The organism is Ignavibacteriales bacterium, from assembly GCA_016700155.1.
In the GTDB taxonomy this organism is placed as follows: Bacteria; Bacteroidota; Ignavibacteria; order Ignavibacteriales; family Ignavibacteriaceae.
The window spans coordinates 4,143,864-4,159,219 of record CP065001.1 but is presented as its reverse complement, the minus strand read 5'-3'; the positions used below and the strand labels follow the sequence as shown (position 1 = coordinate 4,159,219).

Below are 15,356 nucleotides of genomic sequence, written 5' to 3'. Positions count from 1 at the left end.
CCGGGTATGAAATGAATCTCACCAAACAGCGGTTTAATAATATTCATTCTTAAGTCAAGCATACAGAATTTTGAATTTTATTACAAGCGGAAATTGTGTTCGTGCCTTTCAGTAATTGAAGGGCAGCAGAGGCGGACAAAGATCACGATGAAAGAACGCGCTCAAATAATCTTTATCTTAATCCTGATCTTTATCTTTGATTACCGCATCTCCTTTATTATTTTTCCGGCACAGCAGTTTGCTCAACTAGGGGAGCGGTGCTTTAAACAATTACATCACCACACAGAAAGGAAATTAAGATGATCAAAAAAAGGAACATGGTAGCGCAGGTTGGGTTAGTGATCATAACCCTCGGCATATATGTTATCTACTGGTTTTACAAAATTGCCGAAGAAATGAAATTCCTCGCAAAAGATCACCAGGCATCACCGGCGTTATGGACCGTTTTACTTTTTATTCCGTTTGCGGGTATCTATTCCTACTATAAGTTTGCCGAACTTTATGAAAAAGTTTCATCCGATCACTTTAACAAATGGCTGCTGTTTGTTTTATACATCGTATTCTCACCCGCTGTGTGGTTTATTGTGCAGACTGAAATGAATAAAAAAGCTGATATGAATCTTGCCGCAGGTATGTAACCAAAAAAAAAATTAAACTAAAAAACCTTCCACACAACGGAAGGTTTTTTATGAAAAAAAATATTCCTCACCACCCTGTCATACTGAGTTCATCGAAGTATAACATTGCACTCACGCTTGTCATCCCGAATAGTGTCATGCTGAACTCGTTTCAGCATCTGCATTTGTTTCGGGATCTGTATTAACACTACGCTCACACTGTCACCCTGAACCTGCCTGTCCCTCTGGGATCGAAGGGCGACAAGCCCTGCCACGCTATCACCAACATCACACTCACCTTGTCATGCTGAACTTGTTTCAGCATCTACCTGAACACCCCCCACCGCAAAAAACAAAATATAATTTATAAAGCACCTCTCAACTAAACACAACAGGAAAAACAAATAGTATTTTGTCGGACTTTTTGAGGTTATGTTTCATACAAAGTATGCGTACATTTTCTGCAGTTAAAGAAGTCCCGCCTTTTGAAAAAGGTAAGTCGTGATCGAAGTGAAGATTTTGTTTGGAGTGACACAACACGCACTCGCCCTTATCTCTCTTCCATACTTCTAACTTAACAGAAGTAGGAATTAATCTTGAGTTGTAAAAAATGAATATTTAAGTTACAAAACAAAGTCTAAAGACTATGAGAAGAATATCAAAATCTAAAATCGAACTCTTTCAAGGGAACATTCTCGAGTGGTTTGAGAAAGAGGGTAGAGACTTTCCTTGGCGAAGGAAAAGCCTAAGCAGTTATCAAAAAGTAATTGCTGAGGTTCTTTTACAAAGAACGAGAGCAGAAACTGTTGCTAAATTCTATAAGACTTTCTTAACCAAGTATCCTAACTGGGAAAGCTTAAATAAGACAACGACAAAAACCTTAGAAAGGGTTTTGACTCCTATAGGACTTTATAAGCAGCGTTCTTTACTTCTTAAGAAACTCGCCAAAGAGATGGTTAAGTTAAAAGGAAGATTACCAAAAGATAAAGAAGAAATAGAAAAACTTCCCTTCGCAGGGCAGTATATTACAAATGCAATAATACAATATGTTTACCATAAACCGGCCCCACTTTTAGATGTTAATATGGCAAGAGTGTTAGAACGGTTTTTTGGCCCACGTAAGTTGGCCGATATTAGGTATGATCCTTACTTACAAGAATTGGCATGGAGTACCGTGGATCACAAGAAATCAAAAAAGATTAATTGGGGAATTTTAGATTTTGCTGCTAAAATTTGTGCTGCAAGTAAACCTAAATGTTCTTTCTGTAATCTAAATAACAAATGTAAATTTTATTCAAGCACCTATAATCTTTGACCAATCGTTGTTAATGTTTCAGAATATTTCTTAATATTTGTACGGATTTCAATAGCTTGAGCTTCGTTAAAAACAAATTCTTCATACCCTTTAAGGTTTGATTTAAGTTTTTTTCTCCCTTTATCATCAACCTCTTCACAAACGTGTGCCAAGACATTTCGAATATCAAGAATTTCTTTTTGATAATTTTCTAAAAGTGGAACAAATTCTTTCAAATCGTCAACTTTTTTACATAATCTAACAAGTCCCCTCACTTTATGAGATGAATCAATAATGTCAAAAAGTTCATTAAAATTATTTATTGGATCAATTGCATTTATTTTTTTTAATTTCGCTTCTAATGATTCCACTAGCTTAGACTTAATAATTTCTTTTTGTTTTTGAGATTCCTCTCCATTTATCTTAGGTATTATAGTATTAATTAGTTCTTCTATTAATAAATCTAATTCACTTGTATATGCCATTACTAAGCCACGAGTATTATTTAAATCAACGACCTTTTTAATTGTAATAGCAATTACATCATTTACTTTCCCTAAAAATTCACCCTGTTCTCGGTGCGCACAATATACCCCATCTAAACCTTTTGCTGCTATACCACTTCTTAATGTTTTTTCACCATCTTGTGAATAAAAAACAATATTTGTATAAATCTCTAAATTTCTAATTCTTTCGATAATAACATCCCCCTTATCCCCCAATAAATTATAATCCATCAATATAAGATCGTAATCATCGTCATCAAAAATTTTATCTAATTCGGAACCGTTATCTTTCCTTTTAGGGACTAAAGTAAATCCTTTTTCAGTAAGATATTCTGAAACATCGGGTAGAATAGCCTCATACCATGTTTCTTCATCTTCGAACCAAAGAATTTTATAATCTAAGGTCATTATTTTATCCTTATTTTGAATTCAATTCCCTTTTCAACATCTGCATTAACAGATATAGTTCCTTTTAATTTTTTTACTATTTGCTGGGCAAAAAATAAACCCACACCAGAGCCTGAAGTCGTGGTATAACCTTTCTCAAAAATATTGCTTGGATTTTTAATGGATTTGTGTAAACCATTTCCATCGTCTTTTATTGTTATTACAAGATCTTCATCTTCATGGCCAAAATTAAATTTTACAAAGGATGGTTTCTGTTTTTGTGAATTACTTAAGAAAGTATCAACTACCAAAATAATTTCTATTGGACGAAACTGTTTTATGAAAGTAATCTCTCCTTTGTTGGTTAAATCAATCTTAAAGTCATATTTGTCTTTTACCTGAGTGATATATTGTGAAACAAAAGAAATTAAATCTTCTTCCACAACTTGTTCTTCATACTTATAACCAGCTTTTGTTGCAAATTTTGAGAAAGAAATTATTTTTCTGTTTTCAAAATTTATCTTATCAATGAATTCTGACAATTCATCGTTACTAATCTTCTCACTATTCTTTATTTTCTTTCTTATCCTGTTTAAGTATATATCAATAGTATTAGAATATATTCCAATTTGATGGAGAAAACTAACTACTTGGTCAAAATCCCGGGTAGAAATTGATTTTAAAAATAAATTTTGAGATTGTACTTGTTTTAATTCTTCCTCGACATCTTTTTTTAAGATAGTAGCAACTACTTTTTCCTTTTGGGTTTCCTGATAAGCTTCTTGAAGCGCTTTGGTTTGAGATAATATTCTTTGGGTTTTCTTCTGTAATTCAGGATTATCTGTTTTTTCTGCAAGTACTTTTAAACTTTTTAGATTTTGTGGGAGGTTTTCTTCTGCTCTTTCTTTTATTACATTTAGAAAATTTTTATCATAATCTAAATCAATGACATCTTCATTTTTTGCCATATTTGAAATCAATGATAATATTTCATTTCGAATGTCATTGGGCTTAATTTCTTTTCCATCAAATTCTTTAAGCGGCTCACCCCATTTGATTAAGTCAACAACATATTTCTCAAGTCTTCTAAGTGCTTTTTCAAAAAAGAAATCAACTAAATTTTCATACTTATCATTTTTTATTAAACCCCCATCTCTACTTGTTGTTTCTTTAAGATCATCTATATTTGCCCGATCATTTATTTCAATTCGTCCAAGTATTTCTCTTGTCCCTAAATATCTTGCGTACCCTTGTTGTTTTCTTCTATCAATACCAAGCAGGTCAATTCCTTCTTCACCAAAAGGATAGATACGAAATCCATTCTTATATAAATAAATTGATCCATACTCTACTGAATGAAATCCCATTATTTTTCTAAAATTAATCTTTGCAGCTTGATTTAATTGAAAAAGGTGAATCTTGATATTTGATTTAAGATTGTATTGGTTTTTTTCCTTGACTTTGTAAATCCTTTTGCCTCTATCAATCAGTTCACTAATAATAAAAGATCCCTCATCAACAATTTCAGTTTTGATTTGGGTCGTTTTAAGTTCCAGCGTCTCAAACAAAAAATTTTTTATTAAACCATTTACTCGATCCCTTTCGTTTTTATTGTCCCTATCCGCTTGTGATTCTTCCCTAGCAATTAATTCTATTTCAAAATTTCTCGCATCATTTTCCTGATTTGGATTTATTAATTTCTCAAGCGAGTACTTAAGTTTTAATAATTTATCTCTATTCCATTCATCCCTAAGGTTGGTTATTTCAAGAATTGTCCCATGTTCAAAATTCTTATAATTAATTGTTTCTAATACTTTATGAGTAACATCAATATTAACAAATAACTCTTCTTGATCTTCTTCAAATTCCTCCCAATTAACAAATAAATTTTCAATCTTGGCTTCAGGTTCATCCTTAATAGTTATCAAGTTCAAATTTTTACCTAACCGATCACAAGAAAAACGCCCTATACCTTTAGCTCCGGCAAATGTTCTATTTACAGTAATTTTGTTTCTATAGTCGCTGTTATTCTGCGCATTAATATCCTCCGTTCCATCAGCTTTAGCTGAATAAGCCACAAACAACCATTTATTCTCTAAATCATAAAAACTCATTCCCTTTCCATTATCTTTCACTATTATTCTAGGCTCACCATGTTCAACATAAAGATTTTCAAAAATAATCTCGACTTTGGTAGCGTAGGCATCGAATGAATTTTTAACTAATTCAAAAATTGCAACATACTCATCAGTAATTAATTCTTTACCTATAAGATTTTTGAGTGCTGCGCTTATTTTAAATTGCAACTTATCCATCTAATGCCACTATACCTTTAATAACTAAACCTACTTGTTCCCCGAACAGGGGTGGTATTGCATTCCCTACTTGTGTATAACGTGGGACATCTATTTTACGTCTTTCACCCCCAGTAGTATATTTAGATTTGAATTCATACCAATCGGGAAAACTTTGTATCCGAGCACATTCGCGCACTGTTAATATTCTCGGCTCACAATAATGTATATAATCGTCAGGTAGTGTTGTAATGGTTGGTGATTTTTTATTAGCGCCTAATGGTATGAGTGTATGTTTTTTAATCTTGTGCTTTTTTCTTGCTTCGTCAGAAATGTTTTTGTTTTCAACCTCACTCTTAAGAAGTTCCTTAAAACGTTTTTTTATTTCTTTCTTATGTTTCGGGAAGCTATGACTATTCGGTGTCTTCGAATCGGAACCGGCTCTTAAAAATTCTTGGTACCTTGATTCTACTTTAGAATATTTACCACTTTTAAATCCTTTGCGATCAGGAGTTTTAACAAGACCGTTTTTTTTCAATAGATCTGACAGTGCGTTTTTCAAATATGGATTAAAAGGAAGGTTTTTATCAATTAAAAATTGCCTGCGGTTTGAAATGAGTAGCTTAAAAAAACTTTTCGAAGAAATATTATCATTTGTTATTAAATCTTTCTTAATACCAACTAAAATAAATCTTGTTCTCTTCTGAGGGATACCATACATAGAAAAATCGACAAGTTTACCATCAACATCATATCCAAGTTTATTTAATTCGTTCACGACATAATTTGAATAAACTCTACCTTTTGATTTGTTCTTATGAAACTTGAGAGTAAATCCTTTAACATTTTCAAAAAATATAATATTAGGCTTTACAATCTTTACGAAATTTAGATATGACTTTATCAATCCATTCCTAACATCGTCTTCTTTCCTTCTTCCTGCAGTGGAGAATCCTTGGCAAGGAGGGCCACCAACAACTAAATCAACATGCCCTTGTAATTTTTCTAATTCATCTTTATGCTTTTTCAATACTGCATTAATATCGTGGTTGGTTTGCTCCAACCAAGTTGGCCAATCAAAATGCTTCTTCTTCTCTATTAGGTTATATTTTAATGTCTGGAATGCATCGGGACTTTTCTCTATTGCAAAGAGTCCTTTCCATCCAGAATTGAATAGACCTAAAGATAAACCTCCGCAGCCAGCAAATAAGTCAATATAAGTTAGTGCGTTTTCTTCCTTGGTCATGTTTTTTTATTAAATAGCTCTGACTTAAAAAATTCTTGTAAAGTACAGTCTAACGCTGTAGCAATCTTCTCGATATTTTCTATAGAAATATTTCTTTTGCCTCTTTCAACGGTGTTGATATATGTTCTATCCAAGTCGGCTAATTCAGCAAGTTTTTCTTGTGAAATTTTCTTCTTATCACGAAGCTCTTTTATTCGCTTACCAATTGTTTCTTTTATATTCACGGAGGGAACTTAGAAATATGTCGACTATAAGTCAGTAGTTTTTAGGTAACGTATGGAGTGGCTGCTTTTTCTGGGGCGAAGATCGTTTGATTGTCATTTATGAAATCAAATTATGTTAATTAAATTGTATTGAATAGCAAAACTCTCTGCGCAAAAATCGATTGACAAAAAAACAGATAAATCTGGCATACTTCACAGATCAACATTTACCGACACTCACCAATCTTAAAGTGAATACTTCAGCATAAGCGCAGCCCTGAATCCGCTCCAGTCAATGGTAAGCCGGTCATTGTTTTTGTTAACAAGGTAAGCTTCGGAATATTTTTCATACAGAAGAAAACTTCTGAATGAAAGCAGGTATGTAACCGGCAGCCCGACATACAAAGCCCCGAACTTCACCGCGGGAGTTAACCCCGGCTCAATTGCAATTGACGTAGCCGTGAACCGGAATGTTTCTTTTTGTGATGTATCCCCGATGCGGGTTAAAAATTCATTGTTGAGTGTTGAAAAGATTACCCGCGGACTTATACAAAGATCCATAATAAACGGATCGCTTCTTGTCATATTAATTTGTAGTAACGCGCCGAGTGAAAATGAAGTTGCAATCTGGTCATACTTAATTTCACCGGAATAATCCGAGTAATGAACTCTTCCACCCGTTGAAGCAAAATCCATAAATGCCCCGAGCAATATGTCATCTTCAGGATCTCTTTTTATAGGTAACAGAAATCCAAACTGAAAGCCGGGCTGGGCCGGGTATGATTCAGTTACTGCGCCGTTAATGCCCGTGAGTTTCATGTCGTTTAAAAATTCATTCTGCAGGTCTTTCATATCTTTCATTGTAAAAAAATTGTAACCCGCTTTAACAAAAAACTGAAGACGCGCCTGGCTGTAAACACTGCCGCATAAAGTTAATGTTGTAAGTAGAACAAGAAGAGGTTTCATAATTTTTATTTTAATTAAAATGTGATATTGAGTCTTAAGTCGTTAGAGAACAGCGTCATATTTTTGAAACTGACATGATAATTTAAAACAGGCACTTTCTTTTTTATTACCTGGTTATTGATGTCAATAATGTAATAAGCATAAACAGAAGGCGAATGACATCCTACCAATCCTGTTGCTTTATCATAACTTAAATCTGCACCGAATAAATATTGCGTTATTGGTACTTCCTTAAGCACAGAAAGGTTAGCACAATTAAGTAACTGAAGTGTGTTTGTCTGGTGTGCCGCTGTCAACTGCACCAGCGATTCAGAACCTTGAGTGAATACGGAATATTTTTCAACGTTACCGATTAATGTCAGCGAAGATCCGTTTAAGCTTAATAAATTACTTTCCACACGAATGTAATTTCCGTCAGGGCTTATAATTGCGTAATCAGAATATGAATTGAATGCGAGTACACGTGAAGCGAGTAATGTTAAATTATTCATATCGAATATGTACAATGTCGGGTTTGAAGAACTTGTCACAGCCACAACGGCAAGCCGGTTATTATCAGAGATGCTGATCCTTCTCAATGTTCCGATATTTAACCCCGCAATAGTATTAAGATTGTAAGTCTGCTCAACCTGTAAAGTCGAACTGTTGATCTTAATAATTTCTGTTGATGGAGAATTATGAATTATATAAAACAATTCACCGTTTGAACTGTTGGTTATACTGAGTTTATAATTATTGACAGGATTGGTTAAGTTGTATTCAGCCGAGTTTACCATGTTAAATGAATTATCATATACGCGCAGTCTTCTGTCATAGAATGTATAATACAGATCAGTCGCAGGAATGTGATCTATATACATACCGGTTGGAAAAATAAACTCCTGACCAATTGAAGGAACCGTAACAGTCGCCGGGTGAGGATATGTATTAACCAGGTGATATGGAACCGCTTCAATACCATAAGTAGCGTCACCCCCGAATACAGGGTTATTATCAGTAAAGGTTGTTGTGTTAATGTCTGAGATCTGAGCAATGAATTGTCCATCGTTGATATTGCGGTTAATGCGGTATTCACCAAATGCGTTATCAAAGTTATTTCGTTCCCATGTAAGCAGAACAGAGTTCTGATTCTGAATTGTTGCAGAAATAAAATTTATCTGCGGCGAACTGAAGCTTTTGATCGAACTTTCAAACGGGCGGTTTGCAACATAGGTTTTTATTGTTCTGGTTGTTGTTCCGCCGACATAAGCGGGATCGATAATCTCAACAGAGTCCTGATCAGATATTTCTTTAAGTACTACATCATTGTAAAGCAAAACATATTTTTGAAAACCCGAACCGTTGTACCTGTTCCATTTAACGTGAAGATCGCTTCCTGATAAAATCATTTCAGTTATTTGTGGTGTTATTACAGGGGCGTTGTAGAACTGAACATTATATTTTTTTGTTAGTATGAAAACTTCAGCCCCCGCTAAGTCGGCAAGGCTTCCTGTTCCCGTTGTAGTAAATAGCTGAAAAGTTAATTCATAAGGACCATCGGGATGACTGGTAGTATTTATTTCAACTGTGCCGGTTGTATCATAAAAATTATTTATAAGAGAATTATTCAGATAGGTTTTTATTCTTATAATATTTCTGCCATTCAACACAGATGAAAATTGTACAAAAACTCTTCCTCTTAAAAAGTTAAGTTCATCTTCATTCAAGATCTGAAGATCAATGTCAGGCTCGGGAATAACAATTTCTTTAAAGTATGTTTCTGTTGGTGAGTACTCGCACGAGATAACAAAGAGAAAGGATAAAGCTATCAGAAAAATGAACCCGGTTTTCATAATTGCCCCGTAAATAATTTATTCGCTGTTTCAACTTAAAGATAATCCCCAACAACATCCACAGTTAAAAATAAAATGTGATTTTGTTTGTGGTGTGTAGTTTGTGGTTTGTTCTTTCCGGCATCCAGCATCAAGTACCCGCCTGCCGGCAGGCAAGGTCCGGCATCGCTTTCCGAATTCAAAACTCTTAACTCATCACTCAAAACTATTTACAACTCTCTTCCCACCGTCTCAGACCATCTTAATACATTTCCGTTACTGCTTTGTGTGACAGCGGCAAGGAAAATAGTTTTGTGATTATAAATTTGTGCGAGTTGCTTTTCGCGGAAGCCGTATCTGAATAAAAATTTAAGATCATCGGGTTCATAATCCATTGCCGGGCACATCTCAAAAAAATTTTTATTCTTGTTTACAGGATCATAAAAACTGATATACATTATTAAAGTGACTATATCTTCACCGGGCAATATTTCAAAAGGGTTGAGTGTTATTTCAATGCATTCATCATCAGAGTTTATTTGAGTTACCGGCAGCCAAAATCCCGGAGGTGTAATTACATTTTTTGCTGAGGGTCTGTCGGGTTCACAAAGTTTAAAGTTCACTTTACATATTTTGTTGAAAGCATTGTTCGCCGGAATGTTCGCGTCATTCCACACCATAAATAAAAGTTCATTATGCCTGATGGTTTTTGCAAACAGTCCGTTCACTCTAAACCGGTTTCTTTTGTCAACCTCGTGCGGCTTTTTACTGATATTGTATTTACCGGGAGCTGAAGATATATAATGTTTTCCATTGCGTACTTTGCCAACCACATCCCCGATCTTTCCACGAAATTCCCCCAGGACTTGCTTGCTCATTGTCGCCAAATACTAAAACCTCACTTTCTGGTATATCTAACAGCCTATAAATAGCCTTCTAATAGTCTTTTAACAGCCTAAATATACAAAATAAAGGGCGGAAAAGGATATAGTAGGAAGTGGGGGATTGGAAGTAGGCGGTAGGCAATAGGCAGTTTGCCTGAGGCGGATAAATAGGCAAAAGGGAATAGGCAATAAGCAAAAGGAATGAATGGGTGAATGTCTTGATTTGAATAACGAATCTGCCAGAGGCGGGCAGGCATAGATTAATAATTTCGACAGCGCTGGACATTGTAATATTGTCATCCTGATGGCAGTACCATTCAGGATCTTGATTCTTTTTATCCGGAATCAGGTATCCTGTATCTAGTATCCTGCATCCAGCTTCCCCTCTTCTCCAATTGCAGCTAACTCAAATTTGTTCTAACTTTTCTTAACAATTCCCGGAACACTAACATCAGAATAGTTGAATACATATTAATACTCGGAGCCGTGCAGGGTGTTCTGTTATCTATTCTGTTGTTCACAAAAAAAACTAATCACACCGCCAACGTTGTGCTTGCAATTGCAATACTCGCTCTTTCGGTTGATGTGTTCCATTCCGCGTATATACTATTTGAGTACTATTACGGCTTTCCTCACTTTATGGGAGTCCCTTATGCGTTTCCGTTTTTATACGGACCGATCTTCTATCTCTACGCAAAGCTGATAAGCTCGGGCGGTGATTTATTCGATAAAAAAAATTACCTGCACTTTATCCCTTTCACACTCGTAGTTATTTACGGGTTTATCTTTGTTTATCTGCAAGGTGCTGAATTTAAGATCGCGTTAATAAAAGGAGAGAATGTAAGTGAAGTGCCCGGTCTGCGCATACTCGATTATCTTAAACCTGTTCACGGGATTATTTATACGGTATTAACAATAAGAGTCGTGAGGTTTTACAACAACAAGATCAGGAACTCTTATTCTAATATTGAAAAGATAAATCTCGACTGGCTTAAACATCTTACCATCGGGTTGTCACTCGTGTGGAGCATTGTACTCATCAGTTACATTGTAGATATCTTCTCCGAAAAAAATATTAATATGGATTCATTGATATACCTTGCAGCTACCGTTGTTATTTATTCAATCGGTTATCTCAGCCTTCAGCAGCCGCAGATATTTCAGCCCGCTGCTCAAAAAGATGAAACACAAGTTTCGCCTGAATTAAAACAGCCATCCGGTGAAGTAAAAAGTTATCAGAAATCAGGATTGTCGGAAACAGATGCAAAGGACCATCTAAAAAATTTGCTTGAGTTGATGCAAACCGATAAACCATATCTCAATAGCGAGCTTACATTAAGAGAGCTTGCGGATAAGTTATCGGTATCCACACACAACCTTTCTGAATTGTTGAACACAAGATTGAACCAGAGTTTTTATGATTTCATTAATCATTACCGTGTTGAAGAAGTAAAAAAGAAATTAGCGGAAGGTGAATCGGAAAAGTATAATCTTATCTCAATTGCGTTTGATTCGGGATTTAATTCAAAGACAGCTTTCAATACAATATTCAAAAAACAGACGGGCGTAACACCGTCACAGTACAGGAAGCAGCTTTCATAATTTTTCTAACCGATCAGCAGTAAGAATAAAAACAGAAGAGACATCATCACACAAACCACGCTGATCATCATTGCTATTTTTTCTCTCTCCATCATTGCACCAATAAATTTGTTACTTTTTAAGATACTGGTGGAGTGAGTTTAAACAACTCCACCAGTACAATAAATATTAGAATCCCTGCCTTCTGTCACCCTGAACTTGATTCAGGGTCTGGTAAAGAACTATTCCGGAAATCTAAAACCCAAACTTAAAATCAAGTGCCATTGACCATCCGCTGAAACTTGCGTTGGATAGATCGGCATACTTAACTCCCGATGCTAAGCGGTAGTTAACCGAGTAACCCAAACCAAACCAGTTTGTTATCATATAATTTGCAGATGCGCCCGGTTCAATAATAAAGAAATAATCATGTCCTTCCCGGTTTTCATAATCAGTACGACCCGCACCTATCATCATTGTACTGCTGATGTAAAATTTTTCGGTCAGTGAATGATTGAACGAAGCTTCAAGTCCGCCGTAACCAAAGTGAAGTTCATCCCGGTCTTTTTGATTTATGTATGTACCGCCGAGTTTGTCGGGAATAAGTCCATGTCCGATTAAACCAAGACTTATATTCTCATTCAAATTATAACCGGCTCTCATTCCGCCGAACAATCCCCATCCGCCGTTAAGCGTTGCTGTTTTGGCGACAAGGTCAGCATAAAAATGCTTTTGATTACTTTTTGTAGAATAGCTGATTGAGTTATCCTGTGCAGATAACTGAATGGTAAGAAATGTTACCAGAACTGTGATCAGAATGCTTTTCCCCAGGAACCCTGCCTTGGCGGCAGACTGGCGGGTTTTTGTGTTGTTCAACATTTTATTTATCCTTTTGTTTTTGTTAAAAAAAATTGACGGGTCAAATTTCGGATAATTAAATGGCGGGTTCGCCCGCATTGATTGGATGGAACGCAATATCACATATAAAGAGGTTCAGGTTGATGGGATTGAACGAATTAACGCAGAAAAGGGGATTGATTGGTTGAGTGGACGATAGATTGAATGGGAATTCCATATTCATCGCGTCAGGTCTCTCAAATAATTGATCCAACAACCGGCTTCGTAGAGACGCTTCGCGAAGCGTCTCTACACGTGTCCACAATAATCCAAGCGGCTCTGTAGAGACGGGGCATGCCCCGTCTCTACAACGTGGAAGAATTTTGATGGGAAGGTACGCCACATATTGGTATTAATAATTTGCTGGCAATCAACTTTAAGCGTTATATTTTACAAAGTCAGAAAAATCCAGATCCCGGCAATAATTTTTATCATTCCAATGGATTTATACAAAAACAAATTCCGGATAGCATCCACACGTTTAAAGGAGTGGGATTATTCCACGCCATCATGGTATTACGTAACGATCTGCACAAAATTTATGAAGCATTGGTTCGGTGAAATAAAAAATGATGAAATGGTTTTAAACGATGCAGGGAAAATTGTTGAGACACTTTGGAACACAATTCCCGATCATTATAAAAATGTTGAGCTTGATGAGTTTGTGATAATGCCGAATCATATTCACGGTATCATAATCCTTGGCTCCGTAGAGACGGGGCACGCCCCGTCTCTACTTGGCAATGTTGTCGGAAGTTTTAAATCGGCAGTGTCAAAATATTTAAGGGGAAAAATGAACCTGGAATTTAATTGGCAGCCGCGGTTCTATGATCATATAATCCGGAATGAAAATGATTTGTTAAGAATACGGACTTATATAAAAAACAATCCGTTGAAATGGGAGCTTGATAAATATTATAGTAAGGAATAGTTAATTCATGCAATACCATCCCAATAATACAGCTACAAACTACACGCGGAGACGGGGCATGCCCCGTCTCTACAGTTTTATCCTGTAAACGCTGTTGCCCGCTGTTATGTATAATGTTTTTCTGTCTGCATCACCCCAATTACAATTTGTGGGATTTTGCGGAAGAGAAATCTTATCAAGTAATTTCCCTTCGGGCGAAAATATCCATACTCCACCGGGACCTGTGCAAAACAAATTTCCGCTTTCATCTATTTTCATTCCGTCCGCGTAACCCTCGGGAACTATTCTTGCGAACTCTCTTTTGTTTGCAATCGTTGAATCATTGAGCACATCCCACACATAAATAATTCTAGCTTGTGAATTGTTCACGTAAAGTTTCGTCTCATCTTTTGAAAAACAAATTCCGTTCGGTAATTCCAGAGTTGAATCAAGCAGCTTCAGTTCTCCTGTCAGACTTATTCTGTATATACCCGCAAACGAAAGTTCTTTCTTTTCACCATCGGGAATGTTAAACGGCGGATCAGTAAAGAAAACAGATCCATCTGATTTCACCGCAAGATCATTCGGACTGTTAAGTTTTTTTCCTTTATAGTTATCGGCAAGCACGGTCTGTGTATTGTTTGATTCAAGCCGCACAACTCTTCGCAGACCCGTTTGTGCTAAAATCAATTTCCCGGTTCTGTCATAAGTAAGTCCGTTAGAGTTATAAGAGGGATTTAAGAAAATTGTGATGCTGTCTTCCTTCGTCCACCTGTAAGCGATGTTACCCGTAAGGTCGGAAAAAAGTAAACCGAAGTTATCTTTCCACACAGGACCTTCAACAAATAAAAAACCATCAGCGATTAGTTCCGGTTTTGCGCCTTCAGGAACAGGGGATTGTGCCAACATTGGGATATAGACAAATATTAATGTATAGAACAAAAATTTCTTCATTGGAATGGTGCTTTCATTTAATCGCCTGTCAAAATACTATTTTGTTGTCAGAATGAATATCATCAAAATAAAATTCTCCTAATGTTATTATTCCCGGTCAATATAGATTTAAGGCAACAACCAAATCGGCAGGTTGAAGGTCAAATATTCATGAATTAAAAGGATTATTATGAAAAAGATAATTTTATTCTTCACTGCATTTATAATGTGTGCCGGAGCTCAAAACGACAAACTGCAAAAAGGACAAGCTCCGCCGGAGTTAACTTATTTCTCTTTATCAAAGAATGAAAAAACCTCTTACAAAGAAAAAGATTTTGTGGATACTGTATTCATTATTGATTTCTGGGCAACGTGGTGTGCGCCTTGCATAGAATCTATCCCCCATATGAATGCGCTTGTGGATAAGTACAAAAATAAAAATGTCAAGTTTATTTCAATCACTTATGAACCTGCAAGTCTTGCAATGAAATTTCTTGATGATCATCGGATGAAAAGCGATGTCGGTCTTGATGAAGACTTTGATATGTTCAGAAAATATAAAGCGTGGGCTATACCAAATATAATAATGATAAATTCAAAAGGTAAAATTGCCGGGAGGATACATCCAAACAAATTAAATGAAGATGTAATCGACGTGTTAATTAGTGGTGGAGTTCCGGAAGTTGAAAACACTCCAGAGGATTTATTTGATCCGGTAAAGGCTGAAGAATATTTTCGTTCATTTCTCAATAAGCAGAAAGAAGAATAGTTATTAATAAATATTGTTTTACAGTAACATCGAACTACCGCCTGCCAAATATTTAAAC

Annotated in this window: 15 protein-coding genes; 5 read left to right on the top strand and 10 right to left on the bottom strand. The window is 35.8% G+C overall.

Translation table 11 applies throughout. The features are described 5' to 3' along the window. The first annotated feature begins 299 nt into the window (after positions 1-299). Positions 300-638 (top strand): DUF4234 domain-containing protein, encoded by a 339-nt coding sequence (locus IPM56_17425; protein ID QQS35994.1) that lies wholly within the window; start codon positions 300-302, stop codon positions 636-638. Positions 639-1,263: 625 nt separating this feature from the next. Continuing rightward, positions 1,264-1,932 (top strand): hypothetical protein, encoded by a 669-nt coding sequence (locus tag IPM56_17420; protein QQS35993.1) that lies wholly within the window; start codon positions 1,264-1,266, stop codon positions 1,930-1,932. On the opposite strand, the gene IPM56_17415 is transcribed toward IPM56_17420, so the two are convergent. The 8 genes from IPM56_17415 to IPM56_17380 all read right to left on the bottom strand — a co-directional run bounded on the left by IPM56_17415 (position 1,920) and on the right by IPM56_17380 (position 10,202). After that, complete coding sequence (locus IPM56_17415) at positions 1,920-2,825, bottom strand: hypothetical protein (GenBank protein QQS35992.1); 906 nt, start codon at positions 2,823-2,825, stop codon at positions 1,920-1,922. The two genes, IPM56_17420 and IPM56_17415, sit on opposite strands and share 13 nt — an antisense overlap. Then, a complete protein-coding gene (locus IPM56_17410) occupies positions 2,825-5,119 on the bottom strand; it encodes a sensor histidine kinase (protein ID QQS35991.1) in 2,295 nt (764 codons plus the stop codon). Before IPM56_17410 ends, IPM56_17415 begins: the two co-directional genes overlap by 1 nt. After that, positions 5,112-6,344 (bottom strand): DNA cytosine methyltransferase, encoded by a 1,233-nt coding sequence (locus IPM56_17405; GenBank protein QQS35990.1) that lies wholly within the window; start codon positions 6,342-6,344, stop codon positions 5,112-5,114. The genes IPM56_17410 and IPM56_17405 overlap by 8 nt, the downstream gene beginning before the upstream one ends. Further along, complete coding sequence (locus IPM56_17400) at positions 6,341-6,568, bottom strand: helix-turn-helix transcriptional regulator (protein QQS35989.1); 228 nt, start codon at positions 6,566-6,568, stop codon at positions 6,341-6,343. Before IPM56_17400 ends, IPM56_17405 begins: the two co-directional genes overlap by 4 nt. Positions 6,569-6,793: 225 nt before the next feature. Beyond that, positions 6,794-7,513 carry a hypothetical protein gene (locus tag IPM56_17395; GenBank protein QQS35988.1) on the bottom strand — a complete coding sequence of 240 codons (720 nt, stop codon included), beginning with the start codon at positions 7,511-7,513 and terminating at the stop codon, positions 6,794-6,796. 14 nt (positions 7,514-7,527) lie between these two features. Then, positions 7,528-9,345, bottom strand: a complete 1,818-nt coding sequence (locus IPM56_17390; protein ID QQS35987.1) for a hypothetical protein — start codon at positions 9,343-9,345, stop codon at positions 7,528-7,530. Between the two features lie 35 nt (positions 9,346-9,380). After that, positions 9,381-9,527 (bottom strand): hypothetical protein, encoded by a 147-nt coding sequence (locus IPM56_17385; protein ID QQS35986.1) that lies wholly within the window; start codon positions 9,525-9,527, stop codon positions 9,381-9,383. A 27-nt stretch (positions 9,528-9,554) separates the two neighbouring features. Continuing rightward, positions 9,555-10,202 (bottom strand): hypothetical protein, encoded by a 648-nt coding sequence (locus tag IPM56_17380; GenBank protein QQS35985.1) that lies wholly within the window; start codon positions 10,200-10,202, stop codon positions 9,555-9,557. 492 nt (positions 10,203-10,694) lie between these two features. Between IPM56_17380 and IPM56_17375 the strand changes: the two genes are divergently transcribed. Next, positions 10,695-11,810: an AraC family transcriptional regulator gene (locus IPM56_17375; GenBank protein ID QQS35984.1), complete on the top strand. Its 1,116-nt coding sequence runs from the start codon at positions 10,695-10,697 to the stop codon at positions 11,808-11,810. 234 nt (positions 11,811-12,044) lie between these two features. On the opposite strand, the gene IPM56_17370 is transcribed toward IPM56_17375, so the two are convergent. Then, a complete protein-coding gene (locus IPM56_17370; protein ID QQS35983.1) occupies positions 12,045-12,668 on the bottom strand; it encodes a hypothetical protein in 624 nt (207 codons plus the stop codon). Between the two features lie 457 nt (positions 12,669-13,125). Between IPM56_17370 and IPM56_17365 the strand changes: the two genes are divergently transcribed. Continuing rightward, on the top strand, positions 13,126-13,617 hold the full coding sequence (locus tag IPM56_17365) for a transposase (protein ID QQS38347.1): 492 nt from the start codon (positions 13,126-13,128) through the stop codon (positions 13,615-13,617). A 69-nt stretch (positions 13,618-13,686) separates the two neighbouring features. Here the strand turns inward: IPM56_17365 and IPM56_17360 are convergent, their stop codons facing one another. After that, positions 13,687-14,505, bottom strand: coding sequence for an SMP-30/gluconolactonase/LRE family protein (locus tag IPM56_17360; GenBank protein ID QQS38346.1), 819 nt, complete (start codon positions 14,503-14,505; stop codon positions 13,687-13,689). Between the two features lie 214 nt (positions 14,506-14,719). On the opposite strand from IPM56_17360, the gene IPM56_17355 reads away from it, so the two are divergent. Continuing rightward, complete coding sequence (locus tag IPM56_17355) at positions 14,720-15,298, top strand: TlpA family protein disulfide reductase (protein ID QQS35982.1); 579 nt, start codon at positions 14,720-14,722, stop codon at positions 15,296-15,298. Positions 15,299-15,356: the final 58 nt, after the last annotated feature.

Excerpts from the sequence above, each read along its gene's own strand:
- IPM56_17420 (QQS35993.1), top strand. The coding sequence starts at position 1,264 with ATGAGAAGAATATCAAAATCTAAAATCGAACTCTTTCAAGGGAACATT.
- IPM56_17390 (QQS35987.1), bottom strand. The coding sequence starts at position 9,345 with ATGAAAACCGGGTTCATTTTTCTGATAGCTTTATCCTTTCTCTTTGTT.
- IPM56_17410 (QQS35991.1), bottom strand. The coding sequence starts at position 5,119 with ATGGATAAGTTGCAATTTAAAATAAGCGCAGCACTCAAAAATCTTATA.
- IPM56_17370 (QQS35983.1), bottom strand. The coding sequence starts at position 12,668 with ATGTTGAACAACACAAAAACCCGCCAGTCTGCCGCCAAGGCAGGGTTC.
- IPM56_17425 (QQS35994.1), top strand. The coding sequence starts at position 300 with ATGATCAAAAAAAGGAACATGGTAGCGCAGGTTGGGTTAGTGATCATA.
- IPM56_17365 (QQS38347.1), top strand. The coding sequence starts at position 13,126 with ATGGATTTATACAAAAACAAATTCCGGATAGCATCCACACGTTTAAAG.
- IPM56_17360 (QQS38346.1), bottom strand. The coding sequence starts at position 14,505 with ATGTTGGCACAATCCCCTGTTCCTGAAGGCGCAAAACCGGAACTAATC.
- IPM56_17395 (QQS35988.1), bottom strand. The coding sequence starts at position 7,513 with ATGAAACCTCTTCTTGTTCTACTTACAACATTAACTTTATGCGGCAGT.
- IPM56_17380 (QQS35985.1), bottom strand. The coding sequence starts at position 10,202 with ATGAGCAAGCAAGTCCTGGGGGAATTTCGTGGAAAGATCGGGGATGTG.
- IPM56_17415 (QQS35992.1), bottom strand. The coding sequence starts at position 2,825 with ATGACCTTAGATTATAAAATTCTTTGGTTCGAAGATGAAGAAACATGG.
- IPM56_17405 (QQS35990.1), bottom strand. The coding sequence starts at position 6,344 with ATGACCAAGGAAGAAAACGCACTAACTTATATTGACTTATTTGCTGGC.
- IPM56_17355 (QQS35982.1), top strand. The coding sequence starts at position 14,720 with ATGAAAAAGATAATTTTATTCTTCACTGCATTTATAATGTGTGCCGGA.